Raw genomic sequence first — 24,745 nt, forward strand, 5'->3', positions numbered from 1 at the left:
AGCGTCAGAAGTACTGACATCGCTCGATGTTTCAATACGATTACGAGGATCAGGGTCATCACATGCTAAAAGTTACTAAGGCGGTTTTTCCCGTTGCAGGTCTCGGCACCCGATTCCTCCCGGCGACCAAGGCAAGCCCGAAGGAAATGCTGCCCGTCGTCGACAAGCCGCTGATTCAGTACGCGGTGGAAGAAGCGATGGCGGCCGGCATCACCGAAATGATCTTTGTCACGGGCCGCAGCAAGCGCGCGATCGAAGATCATTTCGACAAGTCCTATGAGATCGAGGCCGAACTCGAAGCGCGCGGCAAGGACAAGCTGCTCGAACTCGTGCGCAGCATCAAGCCGAGCCACGTCGACTGCTTCTACGTGCGTCAGGCCGAAGCGCTCGGTCTCGGCCACGCGGTGCTGTGCGCCGAGAAGCTCGTCGGCGACAACCCGTTCGCCGTGATCCTCGCGGACGACTTGCTGTACGGCAAGCCGCCCGTGATGACGCAGATGATCGAAGTGTTCGATCACTATCACAGCTCGGTCATCGGCGTCGAAGAGATTCCGGCACAGGATTCGAAGTCCTACGGCGTGATCGACGGCAAGGAATGGGAAAGCAACATTTTCAAGCTGTCGGGGATCGTCGAGAAGCCGGAGCCGGCCGTGGCGCCGTCGAATCTGGGCGTGGTCGGCCGTTATGTGTTGAAGCCGCGCATCTTCGACCACATCCGGGCGCTCAAACCCGGCGCGGGCGGCGAACTGCAACTGACGGACGCGATCCAGTCACTTCTCGCCGACGAGCAAGTGCTCGCATACAAGTATCACGGCACGCGTTTCGACTGCGGGAGCAAGCTCGGCTACCTGAAGGCGACCGTGGAATTCGCGTTGCGCCATCCGGAAGTCGCGGCGGACTTCGAAGAGTATCTGAGGACGCGTTCGCCGGTTCTCGAAGGCTGAGCGTTTTTGACAAGCCGGACGTAAAAATGCCCGCGATTTACCTCGCGGGCATTTTTTGGCGCTTCGGCAAAGCCTTCAGCGGCGGCGCATCAGGAACACGAAGGTCTTGTCCTCTGCCTTCGATTCGACGATTTCATTGCCGGTCTGCTTCGCGAATGCCGCGAAATCGCGTTGCGAGCCGGGATCGGTAGCGAGGACCTTCAGGATCTGGCCGCTCTCCATGTCCGCCAGCGCCTTCTTGGCCCGCAAAATGGGCAGCGGGCAATTGAGCCCGCGCGCATCGACTTCCTTGTGAACTTGCATCGGGTGAGCCTTCGCTATGCCTCATTCAGAAGGTTTCGATTCTACCGCAGCGTCTGCAAATCCACCGGCTGGCCGCTCTGGAACGCCTCGCGCAATGCGATGCCGATGCGCGTCGCCTCGCGCGCGTCGGCGAGCGTGAGGCCGGTCGGCGCCCCGCCCTGCAACGCCTCGACGAACGCGCGCGCTTCGTGCAGAAACGCTTCTTCGAAGCGCTCGAAGAAGGTCGGCGTGCATTCGTTGCGCACGCCGGACGCATCCGCGATCTCCACGCGATTCGCCCGCGGATTGTGCCCGACCGAGAGCGCCCCGCCCGTGCCGATTACGTCGGTCTGCGTGTCGTGGCCGTGCGCCATCGTCCGCGACGCGTAGAACACCGCGAGCCGTCCGTCCTCGAATTCGCAGATGCCGACGCCATTGTCGATGTCGCCGCATTCGCGCAGGCCTTCGTGGATCGCGATCGTCCCGCTCGCGAACACGCGCTTCGGTCGCGGATTGCCGAGCAGCCACCGCGCGAGGTCGATGTCGTGGACGCTGCAATCGAGAAAGAGCCCGCCCGAAGTCGGCGCGAAACGCACGAAGAACCCATCGGGATCGTTCTTGTCGCAGGTCTGCGAGCGCACCATGAACGGCCGGCCAATCGCGCCCTTTGCGACTTTGTCGAAGGCGTCGCGATAGCTCGGATCGAAGCGCCGCACGAAACCGATCATCACCTGCTGCTCCGGTCTGAGCGCGCTCTCTTCGATCACCCGGTCGCATTCGCCCAGATCGAGCGACAGCGGCTTTTCGCAGAACACGTGCTTGCCCGCGCGCAACGCGGCAATAATCTGCGCCGGATGCAGCGAAGTGGGCGTGACGAGCCAGACGGCGTCGATCGACTCGTCGGCGAGGAGCGCGCCGTAGTCGTCGTAAAGCGCGAGTTCGGGCAGGCTCACGCGCGCCCAGTTGCGCTCTTCGGCGACCGGACTGCACGCGGCCGCGAGCACGGCGCCCGGCACGCGCCACGCGAGATTCTCCGCATGCTTGCGCCCAAGCCGCCCCAGCCCGACGATGCCGATGCGAACCGGCGCGCTCATGCGACATTCTCCCCGAGCTTGACGGCACGTCCCTCGCGCCACGAACGCGTCGCGGCTTCGGCGAGTTCGAGCGCCTTGAGGCCATCGGCGACCGTCGTGCGCACAGGCTTGCCGGTCGTCACGGCATCGAAGAAATGCGCGATTTCGAGCGCATACGCCGCGCGATACCGTTCGAGGAAGAACGCCTCGGGCACGTCGCTCGACACTGATGTTTTCGAATACGCGGTGACTTCGGTCGGCCGCACGTTGCCCGCCTGCAGCATGCCGCGGCTTCCGAGCAGCTCGAAGCGCTGATCGTAGCCATACGCCGCGCGCCGCGCCGTGTTGATCTGGCACAGGCGCCCGCGCTTCGTGCGGATCGTGACGGCGGTCGAATCGATGTCGCCCGCTTCCGCGATCGCCGGATCGGAGAGACAGCTTCCGGTTGCATGCAGCGTGTCGGCTTCGTCGTCGAGCATCCAGCGGAAGATGTCGAAGTCGTGGATCAGCATGTCCTTGAAGATGCCGCCCGAATGCCGGATGTACTCGACCGGCGGCGCGCCCGGATCACGGCTCGTCACGATTAGCATTTCCGGCTCGCCGATCTCGCCCGCCTCGACGCGCGCTTTCACCGCCGAGAACGTCGGGTCGAAGCGCCGCTGGAAACCGATCATGCAGACGACGCCCGCCTTCGCAACCGCATCGGCGCAGGCGCGCGCGCGTTCGAGCGTGAGATCGACCGGCTTCTCGCAGAACACATGCTTCTTTTGCGCGGCCGATTGCAGGATCAGATCGGCGTGCGTGTCCGTGCTCGAACACACGACGGTCGCGCCGACCGACGCATCGCCCATCGCGCCGTCGATGTCCGCGACCTGCGCGCCGTGTTGCGCGGCGAGCGCCGCGGCCGCCTCGCGGTTCACATCGACGACGTACTTGAGCCGCACGCCCGGCTGCCGCGCAAGGTTCGCCGCATGAATCTTGCCGATGCGCCCGGCGCCGAAAATAGCCACATCAATCGTCATAGCCACCTGTCTCCTTGGATTCCTCGACGTTCAATTCCAGCCGGTACGCGAGCGCGATGAACAGCGCCTGGCACAGGCAAATGGTGCTCGTGAGCGAACGGAACGCAAACGCGCTGCCCTCCTTCACGAACAAATGCGCGCTCGCGTGACGCGCGAGCGGCGAAAGCTGGCTATCGGTGATGACGAGCGTCTTCGCGCCGTGATGCTGCGCGGCGCGCACGCAATACTGCGTCTCCTTGCCGTACGGCGCGAAGCTGATCGCCACGACGACATCGCCCTTCCTCACGCTGCGAATCTGCTCGCGATACATCCCGCCGAAGCCCGACACGAGATGCACGCGCTTAGGCGTGTGCTGCAACGCATACACGATGTAGCTCGCGACCGCGAACGAGCGCCGCACGCCGATCACGTAGATGTTTTCCGCCTGCTGGAGCATTTTCACGGCGGCTTCGAAGTGCTCGTCGTCGAGACCGGCTTCGAGTTCGTCGAGACCGGTGCGGCTCGCCGCGATGAATTCGCGCGCCACCGATACGCCCGACACCTTCCCCGCTTTTTCGTCGATCAGCTTCCTGATGCGCTGCTGGTAGCTTTGAGGCGAGCTTTGACCGGCATAAGCCAGCCTGAACACCGCCTGCAAGTCCGAGAAGCCGGAAAAGCCGAAGCGCTGCGCAAACCGCACGACCGCAGACGGATGCACGCCGCACGCGCTCGCGATGTCGCTCGTGCGATCCATCATCACGTTCGAGCGATGCTGCTCGATATAGGTCGCGACGCTCTTGAGCTGACGCGGCAGCGTTTCATAGGCTTCCGTGATCCGCTGCATCAGTTCATCGACGTTCTGCACGTCGGCGCTGGTTTCTTCCTGCATGGCTCGCTCTTCTTTGCACGCTTCGATGATGACGATTATAGGGAGCGGATCTACAAAATGGAATGTATTTTCCATTTGATCGTCAGTTGAAATTTCTATTGCAGAGCGATGGAACTTGTCCTAATCTTGGTCGTGAGCAGCGGCATCCTCATCCGCAACCGAGTGCAGCGCTCGCGGAAAACAACAACCGAGATAGGTGGAGACAAATGAAACTACGTACCTTGCGTAAGGGCCGGACCGCGCTAACGGCGCTGGCGGCTGCGTTCGCCTTGTGCGGCGCAGCAGCGATGACCTCGACGGCAGCACTCGCCGCCGATGCCAAATTCGTCCTGATCAGCCACGCGCCGGATTCGGACTCGTGGTGGAACACGATCAAGAACGCGATCAAGCAGGCGGACGAGGATTTCAACGTCGAAACGGACTACCGCAATCCGCCCAACGGCGACATCGCGGACATGTCGCGCCTGATCGAACAGGCGGCGGCGCGCAACTACGACGGCGTCATCACCACCATCGCGGACTTCGACGTGTTGAAGAGTTCGCTAAACAAGGTGACGGCGAAGAAGATTCCGCTCGTCACGATCAACTCGGGCACCGAGGAACAGAGTGCGCAGTTGGGCGCGATCATGCACATCGGCCAGCCGGAATACGTCGCGGGCAAGGCGGCGGGCGAAAAGGCGAAGGCCGCCGGAGTGAAGTCGTTCCTGTGCGTGAACCACATCGCGACGAATACAGTTTCGTTCGACCGCTGCCGCGGCTTCGCGGACGCGCTCGGCGTCGACTACAAGGCCGCGACGCTCGACTCCGGCCAGGACCCGACCGAGATTCAATCGAAGGTGGGCGCGTATCTGCGCAACCATCCGAAGACCGACGCGATCCTGACACTCGGCCCGACGCCCGCTTCCGCGACGCTCAAGACGGTCACGCAAATGGGCCTGCAAAACAAGATCTATTTCGTGACCTTCGACTTCTCGGACGACATCGCGAAGGCGATCAAGGACGGCACCATCAAGTTCGCGATCGATCAGCAGCCGTACTTGCAAGGTTACATCCCGGTCGCGGTGCTCGCGATCGTGAAGAAGGAACACACCACCGATCCGGCGAAAATCCGCCAGATCCTGGAAGCGAATCCGAAGTTCAAGGCGCGCCTCGAAACCTATGGATTGCAGCCGTCGTATGGGCCGAAGAACATCCGTTCGGGCCCGGGATTCATCACCAAGGAAAACCTCGACAAGGTCGTGAAGTACGCGGGCCAGTATCGCTGAAGCCTTTGCGCTGACCCTCTTCGGGCGGCGGCGTTCCATCGCGCTGCCCGCGTTCATCTCTCGGTTCACCACTGCGCTGTTGCGTTGTCCATCGACGCGGCATGCGCTCGCGCATCCGAAGCGCGTCAATTCGTGCCTCAAACCGCATCAAGGAGCAATCATGGGCGTAGCCGGCAAGCACTATCCGCAACACGCAGATCCACAGGAACCCGCCGACGCGGCCGACAAGGCCCGGCCCTCCGATGAACGCGTGAGACGCGAATCGTGGTTCGGCCATCTGTTGAACCGCCCCGAGTTCGCCGCGATCTCGGGCACGGTGCTCGTCTTTGCCGTGTTCGGCTTCGCTGCGGGCTCGTCGGGCATGTTCAACCTCGACGGCGTGATGAACTGGTCGCAGGTCGCGGCCTACCTCGGCCTGCTTGCGGTGGGCGCATGCCTGCTAATGATCGCCGGCGAGTTCGACCTCTCGATCGGTTCGATGATCGGCTTCGCGGGCATGATGGTCGCGCTGCCTTCCGTGTATTTCCACTGGCCGATCTGGCTCGCGATCATCTTCGCGTTCGCGACCTCGATGCTGCTCGGCGCGCTGAACGGCTATCTCGTGATGAAGACGCGGCTGCCGTCGTTCATCGTGACGCTCGCGTTCCTCTTCATCCTGCGCGGCCTGACGCTCGCGCTCTCGATCATGTTCGCGGACCGCACGATCATCTCCGGTGTCGGCGACATCGCGCAGAACGACTGGATCACGAATACGCTCTTTCACGGCGTGGCCTTCCACGGCCTCTTCACCTGGCTCGGACACATGGGCATCGGCAAACTGCTCGATTCCGGCGAGCCGCTCGTACCGGGCATTCCGAAAGTGATCCTCTGGTGGTTCGCACTCGCGGCGGTCAGCGCGTTCGTCCTTGCCAAGACGCGCTACGGCAACTGGATTCTCGCGGTCGGTGGCGACGCGAATGCCGCTAAGAACGTCGGCGTGCCCGTCAAGCGTGTGAAGATTTCGCTCTTTGTTCTTACCGCCTTCTGCTCGTGCCTCTTCGCGGTGCTGCAGGTGTGCGACATCGGTTCGGCGGCGGCGGATCGCGGCTTGCAGAAGGAATTCGAAGCGATCATCGCGGCGGTCATCGGCGGAACCTTGCTGACGGGCGGTTACGGCTCGGTGATCGGCGCGTGCTTCGGCGCGCTGATCTTCGGCGTCGTGCAGATCGGCATCACCTATACCAATGTGAGTTCCGACTGGTTCCGCGTGTTCCTCGGCGTGATGCTCCTGATCGCCGTGCTCTTCAATCACTACGTGCGTCGCCGCGTATCACAGGCTCAATGACGAGAGGACGAACATCATGAACGAAGACATCATCCTCGCGCTCGAAAACGTCAGCAAGTTTTTCGGCAAGGTCATCGCACTGAACGGCGTGACGCTGCGCCTGAAGCGCGGCGAAGTGCACTGCCTCCTGGGCGACAACGGCGCAGGCAAGTCCACCCTCATCAAGACGCTCGCAGGCGTGCATACGCCCTCCTCGGGCGACTATCTCGTCGACGGCAAGCCGGTCCGTTTCGAGTCGCCCAAGGACGCGCTCGATCTCGGCATCGCGACCGTCTATCAGGATCTCGCGCTCGTGCCGCTTTTGTCCGTCGCGCGCAACTTCTTCATGGGACGCGAGCCGCAGAAGAAACGCTTCGGCATCTTCAACGTGATGGACCTCGACCTTGCCGCCGACACGTCGCGGGCCAAACTCGCCGAGATGGGCATCAACGTGCGCGACCCGCACCAGCCGATCGGCACGATGTCCGGCGGCGAGAAGCAATGTCTCGCGATTGCGCGGGCGATCCACTTCGGCGCGCGCGTGCTGATTCTCGACGAACCGACCGCGGCGCTCGGCGTGAAGCAGAGCTTCAACGTCCTGCGGCTCATTCACACGGCGCGCGCCAAAGGCATCTCGGTGATCTTCATCACGCACAACGTGCACCATGCGTATCCGATCGGCGATTCGTTCACGCTGCTCAATCGCGGCAAGTCGATGGGCACGTACACGAAGGACACGATCAGCAAGAACGAAGTGCTCGACATGATGGCGGGCGGTGCCGAAATGCAGAAGATGATCGGCGAACTCGAAGGCGCGACGATCTAAGGAAGAGACCATGCCAGCCAACACTCGTTTTGCTCCCGGCCGCGCGCGCGACATCGTGTGCCTCGGCCGCCTCGCAGTGGATCTCTATGCGCAACAGGTCGGGGCGCGGCTCGAAGACGTGTCGAGCTTCGCGAAGTATCTCGGCGGATCGTCGGCGAACATCGCGTTCGGATGCGCGCGGCTCGGACTCCGGTCGTCGATGCTCTCGCGCGTCGGCAACGATCACATGGGCCGCTTTCTCACCGAGACGCTCGAACGCGAGGGCTGCGACGTGAGCTATGTGCGCATCGACCCCGACCGGCTGACCGCGCTCGTGCTGCTCGGCATCGAAGACCGCGATACATTCCCGCTCGTCTTTTACCGGGACGATTGCGCGGACATGGCCGTCGACGAAAGCGATTTCGACGAGGCCTACATCGCTTCCGCGAAGGCGCTTCTCATCACCGGCACGCACTTCTCGACCGCGCAGGTCAACCGCACGAGCCGCCGCGCGCTGGACTACGCGCGGCGCAACGAGGTTCGCACGGTGCTCGACATCGACTATCGTCCCGTGCTCTGGGGCCTCACCGGCAAGGCCGATGGCGAAACGCGCTTCATCGCGAATGAAAGCGTGACCGCGCATCTGCAACGCATCCTGCCGCTGATCGACCTCGTCATCGGCACGGAAGAAGAATTCCGCATCGCGGGCGGCAAGGATCAACTGATCGATGCGCTCACGATGGTCCGCGCGGTGACCGATGCGACGCTCGTCGTGAAGCGCGGGCCGCTCGGCTGCTCGATCATCGAAGGCGCGGTGCCCGCTTCGATCGACGATGCGCCGATCCATGGCGGCGTCGAGGTGGAAGTGCTGAACGTGCTCGGCGCAGGCGATGCATTCGCGTCCGGCTTTCTTTCCGGCTGGCTGCGCGACGAGCCGCTCGAAGCCTGCGCGCGCACGGCGAACGCGAGCGGCGCGCTCGTCGTGTCGCGGCACGGTTGCGCGCCCGCGATGCCGACGCCCGCCGAACTCGACTACTTCCTCGATGCCGCGAAGAAAGACCCTACCCGCATGCGCCGTCCCGATCGCGATGCGACGCTCGCACGGCTGCATCGCGTAACGCCCAATCGCAAGCAATGGGATGAAGTGCTCGGTTTCGCCTTCGATCATCGCAACCAGTTCTTCGATCTCGCGCAGCAGACCGGCGCCGATGAAGCGCGCATCGCTAGGCTGAAGGGTCTGTTCGTCGACGCGGTCGCGCAGACGGAGCAGCAGCTTGGACTCGAAGGCCGCATCGGCGTGCTGATCGACGACCGCTACGGCCAGGACGCGCTCAATGCGGCGACCGGACGCGGCTGGTGGATCGGCCGGCCCGTCGAGTTGCCTGGGTCGCTCCCGCTCGTCTTCGATCACGGCCGCTCGATCGGAACGACGCTGATCGAATGGCCCCGCGAACACGTCGCGAAGTGTCTCGTGCAATATCACCCCGATCATCCGCACGAACTGCGGCTCGAACAGGAGGCGCAGATTCGCGCGCTATACGACGCGACGCAGGCAAGCGGCCACGAACTGCTGCTCGAAGTGATCGTGCCGAAGAACGGCCCGGCAGTCGCCGACGACACGGTGTATCGTGCTCTGAAGCGCCTCTATAACCTCGGCATCTACCCGGAATGGTGGAAGCTCGAACCGATGTCGGCGAAGCAGTGGCACGCCATCGACGCGCTGATCGCCGAACGCGATCCGGCGTGTCGCGGTGTCGTGCTATTGGGGTTGTCGGCGGCGGTCGACCAACTGTGCGACGGCTTCAAGGCAGCGGCGGCATCGGCGACGTGTCGCGGCTTCACGGTCGGCCGCACGATCTTCCACGAGCCGAGCCACGCATGGCTCGCAGGCCAGATCGACGACGCCGAACTGATCGCCCGCGTGCGCCGCACGTTCGAAACGCTCATCGATGCGTGGCGCCACGCGCGCACCGAAACCGCCGTTCACGCGAGACAGGAGCAGGCAGCATGAACCAGCGCGAGATGACTACCCATACGCCATCGCAAGCCTCGTCGACAACGGTGCGCCTCACCACCGCGCAAGCCCTCGTCCGCTATCTCGCCGCTCAACGCACGCCCTCTGGCGAGCCGCTCTTCGGCGGCGTGTTCGCGATCTTCGGTCACGGCAACGTGGCAGGGATCGGCGAGGCGCTCTATCACCATCGCGAGGAACTGCCGGTCTATCGCGCACACAACGAGCAAGCAATGGCGCACAGCGCGATCGCGTATGCCAAGGCGAACTTCAGGCGACGCATGATGGCGGTCACGACGTCGATCGGCCCGGGTGCGACGAATCTCGTCACGGCCGCTGCGCTCGCGCACGTCAACCGGCTGCCGGTGCTGCTCCTGCCCGGCGACATCTTCGTCTCGCGCGCGCCCGATCCGGTGTTGCAGCAGGTCGAGGACGCGCACGATGGCGGCCTCTCCGCCAACGATGCGTTAAAGCCCGTGTCTCGCTACTTCGATCGCATCGTGCATCCCGCGCAATTGCTGAGTGCATTGCCGCGCGCGATCCGCGTATTGACCGATGCCGCCTTGTGCGGCCCCGTCACGCTCGCCTTGCCGCAGGACGTGCAGGCGATGGCCTACGACTACCCCGCTTCGTTCTTCGAGCCGCGCGTCGTCTCGTTTCACGCGAGCGCGCCCGTCGCGCACGAGATCGAACGCGCGGCCGCCGCGCTGCGCGAAGCGCGCGAGCCACTGATCGTCTCGGGCGGCGGCGTGCTCTATGGCGAAGCGAGCGAAGCGCTGCGGACCTTCGCCGAGCGGCACGGCATTCCGGTCGCGGAAACGCAGGCCGGCAAGAGCGCGTTGCCGTGGGATCATCCGCTGAACGTGGGCGGGATCGGGGTGACCGGTTCGTCGTCCGCGAACGAACTCGCGAACGCAGCCGATTGCGTGCTCGCCGTCGGCACGCGTCTGCAGGACTTCACCACGGGCTCCAACACGCTCTTCACGCAGGCGCGTCTCATCGGCGTGAATGCGAACGCGTTCGATGCGCTCAAGCAGAACAGCATCGCAGTCGAATCGGATGCGCGGCTTGCCCTCGACGCGCTGAGCGACGCGCTCGGCGACTGGCGCGCGGCCCCGCAATGGACGACGCGCGCCCATCATCTCGCCGACGACTGGCGCACCGCCGTCGCCCACGTGACGAACACGCCGCCGCACGACGGGCTGCTGCCGCGCGAGGCCGACGTGATCGGCGCGGTGCAGCGCTCGGATGGGCAGTCGGCTTCGAACGACATCGTCGTGTGTGCGGCCGGCACGCTGCCCGCCGACTTGCAGAAGCTCTGGCGCACCGCAACGCCCGGCGGCTATCACGTCGAATACGGCTACTCGTGCATGGGCTACGAGATCGCGGGCGGCCTCGGCGCGAAGCTCGCGAAGCCTGCGCGCGAAGTGATCGTGATCGTCGGCGACGGCAGCTATCTGATGATGAACAGCGAGCTTGCCACGTCCGTGATGCTCGGCGCGAAGCTGATCGTCGTGCTGCTCGACAACCGCGGCTATGGCTGCATCAACCGCTTGCAGCAGTCGTGCGGCGGTGCGCCGTTCAACAACCTCATCGACGATTGCAAACAGGGTCCGCAAGGTGCGCCCGCGATCGACTTCGCGATGCACGCGCGCTCGCTAGGCGCGACGGCCGAGCACGTCGCGAACATCGCCGAACTCGAAGCCGCGATGCAGCGCGCACGCGCCTCGGATCGCAGCTACCTGATCAGCATCGACACCGACCCGGCGCGGCCGACCGAGGAAGGCGGCTGGTGGTGGGAAGTCGCGGTGCCCGAAGTATCGGAACGCGAAACGGTGCAGCGCGCACGCGCGGGCTATGACAGCGCACTCGCCGCACGCTCGAAGAGCGCAAGCCAATAAGGATTCCTACATGACGACTTTCGATGTACGCATCGGCATCAACCCGCTTTCGTGGATGAACGACGACCTGCCCTCGCTCGGCGGCGAGACGCCGCTCGATCTCGCGCTGACGGAAGGCAAGCGCATCGGGTATGAAGGCTTCGAGCTCGGCAATAAGTTTCCGCGCGAACCGCAGGCGCTGAAAGTGCTGCTTGCGCAATACGATCTCGCGCTCGTTTCGGGCTGGTACTCGGGACGGCTCGCTCTGCGCAGCGCGGAAGACGAGATCGCCGCGGTCGGTCCGCATCTCGATCTGCTGGCAAAGAACGGCGCGACGGTCATGGTGTACGGTGAAGTGGCGGATTCGATCCAGGGTTCACCGCAGCCGCTTTATCAGCGTCCGCGGTTCTTCTCGGATGCACGCTGGAGCGAATACGCCGAGCGCCTGAACGCGTTCGCCGAGTACACGCTCTCGCGCGGCGTGCGCGTGGCTTACCATCATCACATGGGCGCGTATGTCGAGACGCAAGCCGATGTCGACCGGCTCATGAGCCTAACGAGCGACGACGTCGGCCTGCTCTTCGATGCGGGTCACATCACCTTCGCGGGCGGCGATCCGCACGCCATGCTCGACAAGCACATCGCCCGCGTGTGTCACGTGCATTGCAAGGACGTGCGGCCGGAGATCGTCCGGCTTGCGCGCAATCGCAACTGGAGCTTCCTCGATGCGGTGATCAACGGTGCGTTCACCGTGCCCGGCGACGGCACGGTCGACTTCCCGTCGATCATCGCGCGCCTCAGGCGCCACGGCTATCGTGGCTGGCTCGTCGTGGAAGCCGAACAGGACCCCGTCATCGCGCCGAGCTATGCGTATGCCGACAAGGGCTATCGCACGCTGCGCGCGCTCGTTGACGCACCCTTGAAGGAGGCAGCATGAGTCTGCTTGTGAAGGCCTCGCGCGAGGGCCAGACCATCGCGCGCGTCACGCCGGAATCGGCCGGCTGGAAGCATGTGGGATTCGCCGCGTATCGCTTGGATGGCGGCGATGTCGTGCATGTCTACGAAGCCGCGCGCGAGGTGTGCATCGTCGTGCTCTCGGGCACGGTCACGATCGAAGCGGGCGACTTGCGCTATGAATCCATCGGCAAGCGCGACAGCGTCTTCGAGGACACCGCGCCGTATGCGGTCTACCTGCCGCCGAAGCTCGCGGCCATCGTGCATGCGGAGCGCGAGGCGGAGATTGGCGTGGCGAGCGCGCCCGCGACGGGCAAGTATCCGGCGCGTCTCATCGAGCCCTCGCAGATGAAGCGCTCGACGCGCGGCAAAGGTGCCAATACGCGCTACGTCTGCGATATTCTTCCGCAGACCGAGCCGGCCGAAGGGCTGCTCGTAGTCGAGGTGAAGACGCCGGGCGGACATGCGTCGAGCTATCCGCCGCACAAGCACGACAAGGACAACGTGCCCGTCGAGAGTTCGCTGGAAGAGACCTACTATCATCGGCTGAATCCGCCGCAGGGGTTTGCGTTCCAGCGCGTCTATACGGACGAGCGCGATCTCGACGAGACGATGGCCGTCGAGGATCACGATGTCGTGATGGTGCCGCGCGGCTATCATCCGGTCGTCGTGCCGTATGGCTACGATAACTACTATCTCAACGTGATGGCCGGCGACAAGCGCACGTGGCACTTCAAGAACGATCCGAAGCATGAGTGGATCGTCGAGCGGGACAGTAAGAGCTAGCCGCGCTCAGCCCACGGAGAGCCAGTCGTTCGTCACGCGCGCGTCGGCAGCGAGCGTGTCGAAGGTGCCATCGAAGACGATCGTCCCGCGGCCCATCACCGCGACGCGATCACCGAGCGCGCGTGCGATGGTCATGCGCTGTTCAATCAGCAGCATCGCGACGCCGCGTTGCTTGAGCGTAGCGAGACAGTCGCCGACCTGCCTCACCACGGCGGGCGCGAGACCTTCGGCAGGCTCGTCGACGATCACGAGTTCCGGGTCGCCGACAAGCGTTCTCGCGAGCGCCAGCATCTGTTGCTCGCCGCCGGACAACACGCCCGCCTTCACCGACATCCGCTCCTGAAGGACAGGAAAGATGCGATACGCGTCGTCGATGGTGAAGCGCCGCGCGTGCGCGTTCATCCCAAGCACGAGATTCTCACGCACGGTCAGCGAGGGAAAGATGTCGCGCTGCTCAGGCACATAGCCGATCCCGCGCCGCGCGATGCGAAACGGCCGCAGCCCGACAAGCGATGCGCCCCGAAAGCGCACATCGCCCTTCGTCTGCACGAGCCCCATGATCGCCTTCGCGAGCGTCGAGCGGCCCGAGCCGTTGCGTCCGCTCAACGCGAGCACTTCGCCCTCGCCGATCGAAAGATCGACGCCGTCGAGCACATGGCTCGCGCCGTACCACGCATGCAATCCGGCTAGTTCGAGCAGCGCGCTCATCGCGATGCCTCGTCGTCGCCGAGATACGCTTCGCGCACTGTCTCGTTCACGCGAATTTCTGCGGGCGTGCCCGTCGCGATCACTTCGCCGCGCACGAGCACGGAGATGCGATCCGCGAGCGCGAACACGGCCTGCATGTCGTGCTCGACGATCAGCAAGGTGCGGCCGTGGGTCGTCGAGCGAATCAGATCGAGCGCACGCGCGCTTTCGGCGCGATTCATGCCGGCGGTCGGCTCGTCGAGCAGGAGGAGCGGCGCGTCGGTGGCAAGCGCGATGCCGAGGTCGAGCGCGCGCTGCTCGGCATAGCTCAACGACGCCGCTCGCTCGTTGCGGCGCCTCGCGAGCCCGATCGATTCGAGAATCGCTTCGGCCTTGCGGTCGATGGCGCGCGAACGGAACCAGCGGTCGGCCACACGCGCCGCCGGCGCGCCTAGCAACGCGCAACGCACGTTGTCGACGACGGAGAGGCCGCCGAACACGCTCGTCGTCTGGAAGCTGCGCGCAAGTCCCTGCCGCGCCACGCGATGCGCCGGCATGCCCGACACGTCAACGCCGCCCACGACGATACGTCCGCCACTCGCGCGCGCGCGGCCCGATACGAGATCGAAGAGCGTCGACTTGCCTGCGCCGTTCGGGCCGATCAACGCGTGACGTTCGCCGCGCACGATCGCAAGATCGACGCCGCGCAGGATCTCGGTGGCGCCGAAGCGTTTGGTCACGCGATGCAGTTCGAGCGCGGCGGTCATCGTTTTGCCCAGCGCGTGAGGAGCGCGGCCAGCACGGCGCAGCCCAGGGCCGCAAGCCAGGGCACGGGCGTTCGTCCGTCGAGCGCGATGCCGCCTAAGCGCGCCACGCCGTCGCCGTTGCCATCGAACTGCATCGCGTAGGCGGTTTCGCTCGCGACGACGATCGCGAGCATCCACGTCGACGCGGCCAGAACGATACGCAAGCTCACACGTCTCGCCGCGAGTCCGCACAGTCCGTTGGGCAAAGCCACGACGACCCAAACAAAAAAGAGACCGAGATACAGCAGCCATGCTGGCGAAACGCTCGCCACCGCCACGCTGAAAAACGTCAGCAGCGCGGCGCCCGCGATCGGTCCGAAGAACGACGACGTCCCGCCGATGACGGTCGCGATCAGCACGCTGCCCGAGCGTGCAAGACCGACGCCTTCGGCCGAAGCCAGTTCCACGTTGATCAGCGCCATCGCGCCCGCGATGCCCGCGAAGAACGCCGACACGACCGACATCGTGAAGCGCACCCGCCGCGGATCGAAACCGATCGACGCCACGCGCGCGGCGTTGTCGCGCACGGCATTGGCGAGACGCGCGGTCGGCGTGCGCGAGAATGCGTACATCGCGATGCACGCCAGCACGCACCACGCCGCGATCAGCGCATACGCCTCGCGCGCGGGGCCAAAGGTCCACGTGAAGAATGGCGGGCCACTCGCGCGGTCGACGGGCACGCCGCCCTCGCCGCCGAACCATCCCGGCACGAGCCACACGCAGGCCGCGACGAGTTCGCCAATGCCGAGCGTGATCATCGCGTATGGGGTGCCGGCGCGGCGCGTCGAGATGAAGCCGAACAGCACGCCCGCACACGCGCCGGCCGCGCCGCCGATCAACGGCACGAGCGGCAGCGCCACGCCGTAGCGGTTGAAAACATGCGCGGCGGCGAACGCGCCGAGGCCCGCATACGCGGCGTGGCCGAACGAAAGCAGACCCGTCTCGCCGAGCAGGAGGTTGTACGAGAGCGCGAAGACGATCATCGTCGCGGTCTGCGCGAGGTAGGCAAGCAGCCAGCTTTGCGACGCGAAGGCCAGTGGCAGAAAGAGCGCGGCGATCAGCGCGAGCCACTTAAGCATCGTCGCCACGCTCGCCGAAGAGTCCGCGCGGCCGCACGCTCAGCATCGCGACGAGCAGCAGATACGGCAGCACCGGCGCGATCTGCGCGACCGTGAGCGACGCCCACGCCGGCGGCACCGACGCCCCGAGCGTCGCGGCGATGCTGCCGAGCGACGCGGCGCTTGCGACGGCGAACGTCTGCACGCAGCCGATCAGAAGCGATGCGACGAGCGCGCCGCCGAGCGACCCGAGCCCGCCGATCACGACGACGACGAACACGATCGGCCCCATGGCATCGGCCATCGCGGGTTCGATCACGGCAAGCGGCGCACCGATCACGCCGGCGAGCGCGGCAAGCGCGGTGCCCACGGCGAAGACCGTCGTGAGGACGCGCGGCACGTCGTGGCCGAGCGTCTCGACCATCGCCGGATGCATGAGGGCCGCACGCACGACGAGGCCCGTCTTCGAGACGCGCAGCACGGCGTACAGCACGACCAGCATCGCGACCGAGAGCAGCATCATGAACGCGCGATAGCGCGGGAAGGCGGCGCCGTAGAGCGTGAAGAGCGGGCCGTCGAGCGAAGACGGAACCAGTGCGGCAAGCGGCGCGAGTCCCCAGACGAGCTTCACCGCTTCGGCGATCAGGTAGGCCGCGCCGAAGGTCAGCAGCAGTTCCGCGAGCGCGCCGCGCGCATGCACGCGGCGCAGCAGGAAGCGCTCGAAGAGCGCACCCAGCGCGCCGACGATCACGGGTGCCGCGACGAGCGCGAACCAGAATCCGCCATGCGCGGCGAGCGCGTAGCCGACGTAGGCGCCGAGCATGTAGAAGCTCGCGTGCGCGAAGTTCAGCACGCCGAGCATGCTGAAGATGAGCGTGAGTCCCGCCGACAGCATGAAGAGGAGCAGTCCCACGCTCACGCCATTGACGAGGCTCACGGCGAACCACGGAACGAACGACTGCACGCCTATCCGATGAGAAGCGGTTCGAGCGCCGCGACGAACGCCTCGGGCAGCGTCACGGGCCGGCGCGTCTCGCGGTCCACGTAGACGTGCACGAAATGCCCTTGCGCCGCCGCTTCGTTCCCGCCTTCGCTGAAGATCGCCACTTCGTAGCGCACGCTCGTCGTGCCGAGCGTCGCCACCCGCAAGCCGGCGTCGACGCGCTCGGGAAACGCGATCGACGCGAAGTAGTTGCACCGCGTCTCGACGACGAGGCCGATGGTCGCGCCATGCTCGAAGTCGAGCACCCCCGCGCGCATCAGATACTCGTTCACCACGGTGTCGAAGTAGCTGTAGTAGACGACGTTGTTCACGTGGCCGTAGACGTCGTTATCGGACCAGCGCGTCGGGATCGTCAGGAAGTGCGGATAGTCCGCGCGGGTCGCAGGAGACGGCTTGCTCATCGTTCAGAGCGACTCCGCGAGCATGTGCCGGTAGTCGTCCGCGCTCGCCTCGCGCGGATTCGTCTTGTGGCAGTGATCCGCAAGGGCGCCCGCAACGACCTTGTCGAACATGCTCGCATCGACGCCCATCTGCGAGAGATGCGTCGGCAAGCCGAGACGCGCGGTCATGTCGTGCAGCGCCTGTGCGAGGTCCGCCTCCGCCGGCAGGTTCATCACGCGGCGCATGCGCGCGTAGCGGTTATCGGCGACGACCGTCGGCGCCGATTCGTTGAAGCGCAGCACGGCGGGCAGCACGACCGCGTTCAGCGTGCCGTGATGCAGCGACGTGCGTCCGTCCACGGCGAGGCCGCCGAGCGGATGCGACAGCGAATGCACGCAGCCGAGGCCCTTCTGGAACGCCATCGCGCCCTGCATCGACGCGCTCATCATCGCGAGGCGCGCGTCGCGGTCCTGGCCGTCGTTCGTCGCGCGCTCGATGTGCGCCCACGCGCGCTCAAGCCCGTCGAGCGCGATGCCGTCGGCGGGCGGATTGAACGCGGGCGCGAGGAAGGTTTCGATGCAATGCGCGATCGCGTCCATGCCGGTCGCGGCCGTCAGCCCCGAAGGCAGGCCGAGCGTGAGCGACGGATCGCAGATCGCCGATTTCGGCAGCAGATGCCACGAGTGAAAGCCGAGCTTGCGGCCGTCGTTCAGGATGATGATCGCGCCGCGCGCCACTTCGCTGCCGGTGCCTGAGGTCGTCGGGATGGCGATCAGCGGCGCGGCCGCCTCCGTGATCTTGCCGCTGCCGCCTTCGATGGTCGCGTATTCGGTGAGCGTGCCCGGATGCGTCGCTGCGATCGCGACGCCCTTCGCGAGATCGATCGACGAACCGCCGCCCACGGCGACCAAGCCGTCGCAATCTTCGCGGCGGTACATGTCGGCGGCCTTCAGCACCATCGCCTCGGTCGGGTTCGACGGCGTTTCGTCGAACACCGGCAGTTCGCCGAGCTTCGTGCTTTCGACCGCGCGTGCCGCAAGACCGGCGGCGGCGACGCCCTTGTCGGTGATGACGAGCGGTCGCCTCATGCCGACACGCGCGCATTCGCTTTCGAGCATCGCGAGCGCGTCGTAACCGAGGTGGATGTGGGTCAGATAGAAGATGAAGGCCATGACGTGTCCTGCTCGATGAGTGGGCGTGCGGCGATGGTAGGAGCCGCGCTCGACGCGTGTCAATCGGCGGTAGCGCGTAGCGCCATGCCGCCTCGACCGGTTACGCCGCGCACAGCGCGCGGATTTCGTCGGTGAACTGCTCGACCGTCTCGCGCTTCGTATCCCACGCGCACATCAGCCGGCAGCCGCCCGAGCCGATGAACTGATAGAACTTCCAGCCCTTGTTGCGCAGCGCGAGCGCGACGCGCGAAGGCAGCTCGGCGAACACCGCGTTCGATTGCGGCTCGAACATCACCTTCACTTCGGGGATGCCGCCAAGACGCTCGGCCATCAGCTTCGCCATCGCGTTCGCATGGCGCGCGTTGCGCAGCCATACGTCGTTGTCGAGAAGACCCAGCCACGGCGCCGAAATGAAGCGCATCTTCGAGGCGAGCTGGCCCGCCTGCTTTAGCCGGTAAGCGAAGTCGGCGGCGAGCGCCTTGTCGAAGAAGACGACCGCCTCGCCCACCGGCAGGCCGTTCTTCGTGCCGCCGAAACACAGCACGTCGACGCCCGCGCGCCACGTGATCTCCGACGGATGCACGTCGAGCGCCGCGACCGCATTCGCGAAACGCGCGCCGTCCATGTGCACGGTCAGATGGCGGCGCTTGGCGATCGCGGCAATCGCGCGCACTTCCTCGACGCTGTAGACCGTGCCGACCTCCGTCGACTGCGTGAGCGTGACGACCTTCGGCTTCGGATAGTGGATGTCGGCGCGGCGCGTGACGACCGCTTCGATCGCGTCCGGCGTGAGTTTGGCCGAAGCGCCGGTCGCGGTGAGGAGCTTCGAGCCGCCGGAGAAGAATTCGGGGCCGCCGCATTCGTCGGTTTCGACGTGCGCGAGTTCGTGGCAAATCACCGAGTGATACGACTGGCACAGCGACGCGAGCGCGAGCGAGTTGGCCGCCGTGCCGTTGAACACGAAAAAAACTTCGCAATCGGTCTGGAACAGGTCGCGGATGCGGTCGCAGACCTGGCTCGTCCAGGAGTCGTCGCCGTAGGACGGCTCGTGGCCGCTGTTGTTGGCGTGGATCAGCGCGGCGAGCGCTTCCGGGCAAATGCCGGCGTAGTTGTCGGAGGCGAAATGTTGCATGCGGTTTTTCTTGTCGTGCGGTGGGACGCCCGGGCGCGCCGGGATCGGTGCGGCCATTTTATCCGCTACGACATTCGTCCGCGCCTCAGGCCGTGACGAGCGCCGCCGGCTGATCCGCGCGCACGTCCGAGAGCAGCAGTTCACGCAGCGCGTTCAACGCCGCCGAGAAGTGACCGTGACGCCAGACGAGCAGCGTGTCGATCATGCCGATGTCGGGCAGCGCATGGACCGCGACGCCTTCGCTCGGCGTGCTCGTGAGCACCGCGCGCGGCGCCACGGCGACGCCCGCGCCCGCCGCCACGCACGCGACGATCGCATGGTACGAGCCGAGTTCGAGCACGCGCGCGAGCCGCACGCCGTCGCGGTCGAACCAGCGCTCGGCATACGCGCGATACTCGCAGCCGCGCTCGAACGCGACGAGCGTCGAAAGCGTAATGTCGCGCGGGTTCCGCACGGGCGGATGTCCGCTCGGCGTGAGGAGCACGAGTTCCTCGCGGAAGACCGGCACGGAATCGAAGATGTCGGCGGGCGTCGTCGCGGCATCGGGCGCCTTCGCGACGAGCGCGGCATCGACTTCGAAATTGCGCACGCTCTCGATCAGATCGCGCGTCACGCCGGTCACGAGTTCGAGCGTCACTTCCGGCCAGCGCCGGTGATAGTCGGCGAGCGCGCGCGGCAGGCGGCTTGCGGCGGTGCTTTCCATCGTGCCGAGCCGCAGCCGTCCGCGCGGACGGTTTTCCGCGATGGCATGACGCGCCTCGTCGGCGAGCGCGAGCAGGCGCTCGGCGTAAGGCAGCAGCGTTTCCCCGGCGGGCGTCAGGACGAGGCGGCGGCCGTCGCGCGTGAAAAGCTCGGCGCCGAGCTGCGCTTCGAGCTGCCGGATGCGCGTCGTGACATTCGACTGCACGCGGTTGAGCTTGGCCGCCGCGCGCGTCACGCCGTTCTCGCGCACGACCGTGCGAAATATGTGTAGCGCTGCGAGATCCATTTGAATCTCCCCATGAGATGCATTTATTCTCGATTATTCATTTTTCAGAATGGATCGGTCAAGCTAGGATATTTTGTATCCTCTCGTTCTCGGCCTGATCATGTCCGCTTCCATGCCCCTTCCCCTTTCCGCCGGCCGCCCCGCCCGTGACGCCGCGCTCGGCTGCGCGGTCGTGCTGGCCGTCGCGCTCGGTGTCGGGCGTTTCGCCTTCACGCCCCTTTTGCCGATGATGCTCGCGAGCGGCGCCATCGACATCCGCCACGGCGGCTGGCTCGCGTCGTGCAACTACGCGGGTTATTTCGTCGGCGCGCTGACCTGCGCGGCGATCGCCGTCGATCACGCGAAGATGGTCCGCGTCGGGCTTGTGGCGACGGTCGTGCTGACGTTCGCGATGGGCGTGATCGATGCGTTCTGGGTGTGGGCCGTCGTGCGCTTCGTCGCGGGCGTCGTCAGCGCGTGGACGTTCGTGTTCGCCTCGCAATGGGGACTGCGGCGGCTGGCCGAACTCGGCGCGCCCGCGTGGGGCGGCGTGATCTATACCGGGCCGGGCTTCGGCATCGTCGTCACCGGATTGATCGGCGCGGCGGCGGGGCCGCTCGGCGCGAATGCCACGTGGATCGGCTTCGCGGTGCTGTCGGCCGTGGCGGGCGCGTTCGTCTGGCGGACCTTTCGTGGCACCCCGCAAGCCGCGCCCGTCGCGAGTCACCGCGCGCCCGTTGCAACAGCCGGCGCCGAGGCCGGCTGGCTCATCGTGCTGTATGGCTTGCCGGGCTTCGGCTACATCATCACCGCGACGTTCCTGCCGGTGATCGCCCGGCACGCGCTGCCCGGTTCGATTTGGCCGGACCTGTTCTGGCCGGTGTTCGGCGTGGCGCTGATCGTCGGCGCGCTGCTCGCCGCGCGTCTGCCGTTGCACTGGGACAATCGCACGCTGCTCGCGGGTTCCTACGTGTTGCAGGCGGTCGGCATCGCGCTCGGCATCGTCTTTCCGACGACGGCCGGCTTCGCGATCGGCAGCGTGCTGATCGGCTTGCCGTTCACGGCAATTACCTTGTTCGCGATGCGCGAGGCGCGCCGGCTGCGCGGCGAGCGCGCCGCCGGGCTAATGGGCTATGCGACAGCCGCCTACGGTCTCGGACAGATCGCCGGCCCGCTCGTCGCCGCGCCGATCGCCGCGCATACCGGTTCTTTTTCCATCGCGTTGTGGATCGCGGCGGGAGCGCTCGTCGCGGGGAGCGTCGGGCTGATGGGCGTCGCGGCGCGGCATCGGCTGCCATAGCGCGCCGCGCCTCGACCGTTACTTCGCGGCCGGCTGACTGGCCGCGGCGTCCTTCTGCGCCTTGTCCTTCTTGCTCGCTTCGTGATGGCCGATTGCGCAGCCGCCCGCCGCGCCGACCGCGCCGTGCTTGCCGGCCACATGCCCTGCCACGCCGCCGACCGCCGCCCCTTCAATGCATCCCTTCGCCTGTACCGCACCTGCGGCGAAAAGCATCGTCGATGCAGCGAGAGCGCAAGTTGCAAGTTTGATCTTCATTCGATGTCGTCCTGTGGTGGTTGGAAGTCACAGGACAGTTGCACGGGACGTACCTGACATCGCGTAATCTCCGGCGCATCGAAATGAAGGCAAAAAAGAAAGCGAAAAAAATGCCCCGTCGAGACGGGGCATTGGTTCGTCGTGGCGATGCGCTTCAGAGTTGCTGCTGGACCCAGCCCGTCACGCCCGCGAGCGCCGCCGGCAGGTTCGCCGGCTCGGTGCCGCCCGCCTGCGCCATGTCGGGCCGACCGCCGCCCTTGCCGCCCACCTGCTGCGCGACGAAGTTGACGAGCTCGCCCGCCTTCACCTTCTTCGACGCATCCGCCGTCACGCCCGCGATCAGGCTCACCTTGCCGCCCTCGACCGACGCGAGCACGATCGCCGCGCTCTTCAGCTTGTCCTTCAGTTTGTCGACGGTTTCGCGCAGCGTCTTCACGTCCGCGCCTTCGAGTTGCGCGGCGAGCACCTGGACGCCTGCAACGTCGACCGCCTGCGACACGAGTTCGTCGCCCTGGCTCGATGCGAGCTTCGACTTCAGCGCGCCGAGCTCCTTCTCCAGCGACTTCACGTGCTCCTGAACCTGCGCGATGCGCTGGGTCAGTTCCGACGGCTGCGCCTTCAGCACGGCAGCGGCCGCGTTGATGCGCGAGTCGAGTTCCTGCACGAAGCGGACGGCGTTGTCGCCGGTGATCGCCTCGACGCGGCGAATGCCCGCCGCCACGCCGCCTTCCATCACGATCTTGAAGAAGCCGATGTCGCCGGTGCGCCGAACGTGCGTGCCGCCGCAGAGTTCGCGCGAGAAACCGAGGTCGAGCACGCGCACGGTGTCGCCGTACTTCTCGCCGAAGAGTGCCATCGCGCCGCCCTTCACGGCTTCGTCGTAGGGCAGCACGCGCACGATGCCCGGCGCGTTCGCCAGCACTTCCTCGTTCACGATCTGCTCGACGCGACGGATCTGCCCGTCGGTCATCGGCGCATTGTGCGCGAAGTCGAAGCGGGTCTTGTCCGCGTCGACGAGCGAGCCCTTTTGCTGCACATGGCCGCCGAGCACTTCGCGCAGCGCCTTGTGCATCAGGTGCGTCGCCGAGTGGTTGCGCGCGGTGCGGGCGCGGCGGATCGCGTCGATTTCGGCCTTCACGACGTCGCCGAGCCTGAGCGCGCCCTGTTCCAGCGTGCCGTGATGGCCGACGACGTCCGCCTGCACCTTCAGCGTGTCGAGCACGGTAAAGCGCACGCTCGCGTTCGCGAGCACGCCCTGGTCGCCCGCCTGACCGCCGGATTCGGCGTAGAACGGCGTGTGATCGAGCACGACGACCGCGTCCTGCCCGGCCTTCACTTCGTTCACCGACGCGCCATCGACATACAGCGCGACGATCTTCGCGTCGTCGAAGATTTCCTTCTCGTAGCCGTGGAACGTGGTCTTCGCGCCCGAGTAGTCGAGGCCCGCCGCGATCTTGAACTTGCCGGCCGCGCGCGCCTGCTCGCGCTGGCGAGCCATGGCGTCGTCGAACGCGGGTTCGTCGACCGTCATGCCGCGCTCGCGGCACACGTCCGCCGTGAGGTCGAGCGGGAAGCCGTAGGTGTCGTGCAGCTTGAACGCGAGTTCGCCGTCCAACTGCTTCACGCCCTTCTGCTCCAGCGCCGCGAGTTCGCCTTCGAGAATGGACATGCCGTGCTCGATCGTTTCGAAGAAGCGCTCTTCTTCCTGGCGCAAAACGTCGGTGACACGCGCCTGTGCGTCCTTCAGTTCCGGATACGCGGCGCCCATTTCGTCGACCAGATCGGCGACGAGCTTATGGAAGAACGCGCCCTTGCGGCCGAGCTTGTAGCCGTGGCGGATCGCGCGGCGCACGATCCGGCGCAGCACGTAGCCGCGGCCTTCGTTGCCGGGAATCACACCGTCGACGATCAAGAACGAGCACGCGCGGATGTGGTCGGCGATCACCTTCAGCGAATTGTTCGTGAGGTCCGCCGTATCCGTTTCGCGCGCCGCCGCGTGGATCAGCTTCTGGAACAGGTCGATCTCGTAGTTGCTGTGGACGTGTTGCAGCACGGCCGCAAGGCGTTCGAGGCCCATGCCCGTATCGACGCACTGCTTGGGCAGCGGCGTCATGTTGCCTTGCGCGTCGCGGTTGAACTGCATGAACACGAGATTCCAGATCTCGATGAAACGGTCGCCGTCTTCTTCAGGCGACCCCGGTGGGCCGCCCCAGATTTCCGGGCCGTGGTCGTAGAACACTTCCGAGCACGGACCGCAGGGGCCGGTATCGGCCATCTGCCAGAAGTTGTCCGACGCGTAGCGTGCGCCCTTGTTGTCGCCGATGCGGATGATCCGCTCGGGCGGCACGCCGATTTCCTTTTCCCAGATGCCGTAGGCTTCGTCGTCTTCCTGATAGACGGTGACGGTCAGCTTGTCCGCCGGCAACTGGTAGACCTTCGTCAGCAGTTCCCAGCAATAGTGGATGGCGTCGCGCTTGAAGTAATCGCCGAACGAGAAGTTGCCGAGCATCTCGAAGAACGTGTGATGGCGCGCGGTGTAGCCGACGTTCTCCAGGTCGTTGTGCTTGCCGCCCGCGCGCACGCTGCGCTGCGCGGTGGTCGCGCGCGAATACGGGCGCGACTCCGCGCCGAGGAACACGTCCTTGAACTGGACCATGCCCGAGTTGGTGAAGAGCAGCGTCGGATCGTTGCCGGGCACGAGGCTCGACGAACGGACGATCGTATGGCCCTTCGATTCGAAGAACTTCAGGAATTTCTCGCGTATTTCGGCAGCTTTCATGGCGTAACTGGG

At 65.7% G+C, this 24,745-nt stretch carries 23 protein-coding genes; 9 read left to right on the plus strand and 14 right to left on the minus strand.

Features of this window, described 5'->3' with window-relative positions; genetic code table 11:
- Nucleotides 1–62: 62 nt before the first annotated feature.
- Complete coding sequence (gene galU / locus AWB66_RS12290) at nucleotides 63–944, plus strand: UTP--glucose-1-phosphate uridylyltransferase GalU (protein ID WP_087630718.1); 882 nt, start codon at nucleotides 63–65, stop codon at nucleotides 942–944.
- Nucleotides 945–1,019: 75 nt separating this feature from the next.
- Here the strand turns inward: galU and AWB66_RS12295 are convergent, their stop codons facing one another.
- From AWB66_RS12295 to AWB66_RS12310, 4 genes are read right to left on the minus strand one after another with little or no spacing between them, the layout of a single operon-like run.
- Entirely contained in the window at nucleotides 1,020–1,247 is a 228-nt protein-coding gene (locus AWB66_RS12295) for a sulfurtransferase TusA family protein (protein WP_087630571.1), read from the minus strand.
- Nucleotides 1,248–1,288: 41 nt separating this feature from the next.
- A complete protein-coding gene (locus tag AWB66_RS12300; RefSeq protein WP_087630572.1) occupies nucleotides 1,289–2,320 on the minus strand; it encodes a Gfo/Idh/MocA family protein in 1,032 nt (343 codons plus the stop codon).
- A complete protein-coding gene (gene iolG / locus AWB66_RS12305; RefSeq protein ID WP_087630573.1) occupies nucleotides 2,317–3,321 on the minus strand; it encodes an inositol 2-dehydrogenase in 1,005 nt (334 codons plus the stop codon). The genes AWB66_RS12300 and iolG overlap by 4 nt, the downstream gene beginning before the upstream one ends.
- The gene (locus AWB66_RS12310; RefSeq protein ID WP_087630574.1) at nucleotides 3,311–4,189 is read right to left on the minus strand and encodes a MurR/RpiR family transcriptional regulator; all 879 of its coding nucleotides are present in this window, start codon (nucleotides 4,187–4,189) and stop codon (nucleotides 3,311–3,313) included. Before AWB66_RS12310 ends, iolG begins: the two co-directional genes overlap by 11 nt.
- 206 nt (nucleotides 4,190–4,395) lie before the next feature.
- Between AWB66_RS12310 and AWB66_RS12315 the strand changes: the two genes are divergently transcribed.
- From AWB66_RS12315 to iolB, 7 genes are all read left to right on the plus strand, one after another.
- The gene (locus tag AWB66_RS12315; RefSeq protein ID WP_125469714.1) at nucleotides 4,396–5,454 is read left to right on the plus strand and encodes a sugar ABC transporter substrate-binding protein; all 1,059 of its coding nucleotides are present in this window, start codon (nucleotides 4,396–4,398) and stop codon (nucleotides 5,452–5,454) included.
- A 160-nt stretch (nucleotides 5,455–5,614) separates the two neighbouring features.
- On the plus strand, nucleotides 5,615–6,778 hold the full coding sequence (locus AWB66_RS12320) for an ABC transporter permease (RefSeq protein ID WP_087630575.1): 1,164 nt from the start codon (nucleotides 5,615–5,617) through the stop codon (nucleotides 6,776–6,778).
- Between the two features lie 16 nt (nucleotides 6,779–6,794).
- Nucleotides 6,795–7,583 carry an ATP-binding cassette domain-containing protein gene (locus AWB66_RS12325; RefSeq protein WP_087630576.1) on the plus strand — a complete coding sequence of 263 codons (789 nt, stop codon included), beginning with the start codon at nucleotides 6,795–6,797 and terminating at the stop codon, nucleotides 7,581–7,583.
- Nucleotides 7,584–7,593: 10 nt separating this feature from the next.
- Nucleotides 7,594–9,573: a bifunctional 5-dehydro-2-deoxygluconokinase/5-dehydro-2-deoxyphosphogluconate aldolase gene (locus AWB66_RS12330; RefSeq protein ID WP_087630577.1), complete on the plus strand. Its 1,980-nt coding sequence runs from the start codon at nucleotides 7,594–7,596 to the stop codon at nucleotides 9,571–9,573.
- Complete coding sequence (gene iolD / locus AWB66_RS12335; protein WP_087630578.1) at nucleotides 9,570–11,474, plus strand: 3D-(3,5/4)-trihydroxycyclohexane-1,2-dione acylhydrolase (decyclizing); 1,905 nt, start codon at nucleotides 9,570–9,572, stop codon at nucleotides 11,472–11,474. The genes AWB66_RS12330 and iolD overlap by 4 nt, the downstream gene beginning before the upstream one ends.
- Nucleotides 11,475–11,484: 10 nt before the next feature.
- The gene (gene iolE / locus AWB66_RS12340; RefSeq protein ID WP_087630579.1) at nucleotides 11,485–12,390 is read left to right on the plus strand and encodes a myo-inosose-2 dehydratase; all 906 of its coding nucleotides are present in this window, start codon (nucleotides 11,485–11,487) and stop codon (nucleotides 12,388–12,390) included.
- Nucleotides 12,387–13,193: a 5-deoxy-glucuronate isomerase gene (gene iolB / locus AWB66_RS12345; protein ID WP_087630580.1), complete on the plus strand. Its 807-nt coding sequence runs from the start codon at nucleotides 12,387–12,389 to the stop codon at nucleotides 13,191–13,193. Before iolE ends, iolB begins: the two co-directional genes overlap by 4 nt.
- A 6-nt stretch (nucleotides 13,194–13,199) precedes the next feature.
- Here iolB and AWB66_RS12350 read toward each other — a convergent pair whose 3' ends face one another.
- The 8 genes from AWB66_RS12350 to AWB66_RS12385 form a co-directional block, all read right to left on the minus strand.
- Nucleotides 13,200–13,901, minus strand: coding sequence for an ABC transporter ATP-binding protein (locus AWB66_RS12350; protein ID WP_087630581.1), 702 nt, complete (start codon nucleotides 13,899–13,901; stop codon nucleotides 13,200–13,202).
- Nucleotides 13,898–14,647, minus strand: coding sequence for an ABC transporter ATP-binding protein (locus tag AWB66_RS12355; RefSeq protein WP_087630582.1), 750 nt, complete (start codon nucleotides 14,645–14,647; stop codon nucleotides 13,898–13,900). The genes AWB66_RS12350 and AWB66_RS12355 overlap by 4 nt, the downstream gene beginning before the upstream one ends.
- Complete coding sequence (locus tag AWB66_RS12360; RefSeq protein WP_087630583.1) at nucleotides 14,644–15,765, minus strand: branched-chain amino acid ABC transporter permease; 1,122 nt, start codon at nucleotides 15,763–15,765, stop codon at nucleotides 14,644–14,646. The genes AWB66_RS12355 and AWB66_RS12360 overlap by 4 nt, the downstream gene beginning before the upstream one ends.
- Nucleotides 15,758–16,708 carry a branched-chain amino acid ABC transporter permease gene (locus tag AWB66_RS12365; RefSeq protein WP_087630584.1) on the minus strand — a complete coding sequence of 317 codons (951 nt, stop codon included), beginning with the start codon at nucleotides 16,706–16,708 and terminating at the stop codon, nucleotides 15,758–15,760. The genes AWB66_RS12360 and AWB66_RS12365 overlap by 8 nt, the downstream gene beginning before the upstream one ends.
- 2 nt (nucleotides 16,709–16,710) lie before the next feature.
- Nucleotides 16,711–17,148, minus strand: coding sequence for an acyl-CoA thioesterase (locus AWB66_RS12370; RefSeq protein ID WP_087630585.1), 438 nt, complete (start codon nucleotides 17,146–17,148; stop codon nucleotides 16,711–16,713).
- Nucleotides 17,149–17,151: 3 nt separating this feature from the next.
- On the minus strand, nucleotides 17,152–18,300 hold the full coding sequence (locus AWB66_RS12375; protein WP_087630586.1) for an iron-containing alcohol dehydrogenase: 1,149 nt from the start codon (nucleotides 18,298–18,300) through the stop codon (nucleotides 17,152–17,154).
- 100 nt (nucleotides 18,301–18,400) lie between these two features.
- Nucleotides 18,401–19,432: a threonine aldolase family protein gene (locus AWB66_RS12380; RefSeq protein ID WP_087630720.1), complete on the minus strand. Its 1,032-nt coding sequence runs from the start codon at nucleotides 19,430–19,432 to the stop codon at nucleotides 18,401–18,403.
- Between the two features lie 85 nt (nucleotides 19,433–19,517).
- Complete coding sequence (locus AWB66_RS12385) at nucleotides 19,518–20,420, minus strand: LysR substrate-binding domain-containing protein (RefSeq protein WP_087630587.1); 903 nt, start codon at nucleotides 20,418–20,420, stop codon at nucleotides 19,518–19,520.
- A 100-nt stretch (nucleotides 20,421–20,520) separates the two neighbouring features.
- Here AWB66_RS12385 and AWB66_RS12390 point away from each other — a divergent pair, with 100 nt between their 5' ends.
- Complete coding sequence (locus AWB66_RS12390) at nucleotides 20,521–21,699, plus strand: YbfB/YjiJ family MFS transporter (protein WP_087630721.1); 1,179 nt, start codon at nucleotides 20,521–20,523, stop codon at nucleotides 21,697–21,699.
- An 18-nt stretch (nucleotides 21,700–21,717) separates the two neighbouring features.
- On the opposite strand, the gene AWB66_RS12395 is transcribed toward AWB66_RS12390, so the two are convergent.
- Both AWB66_RS12395 and alaS read right to left on the minus strand, forming a co-directional pair.
- Nucleotides 21,718–21,912: a hypothetical protein gene (locus tag AWB66_RS12395; RefSeq protein WP_087630722.1), complete on the minus strand. Its 195-nt coding sequence runs from the start codon at nucleotides 21,910–21,912 to the stop codon at nucleotides 21,718–21,720.
- A 196-nt stretch (nucleotides 21,913–22,108) separates the two neighbouring features.
- Entirely contained in the window at nucleotides 22,109–24,733 is a 2,625-nt protein-coding gene (alaS, locus tag AWB66_RS12400) for an alanine--tRNA ligase (protein WP_087630588.1), read from the minus strand.
- Between the last annotated feature and the right edge of the window lie 12 nt (nucleotides 24,734–24,745).

The organism is Caballeronia telluris, assembly GCF_001544495.1.
Lineage (GTDB): Bacteria > Pseudomonadota > Gammaproteobacteria > Burkholderiales > Burkholderiaceae > Caballeronia > Caballeronia telluris.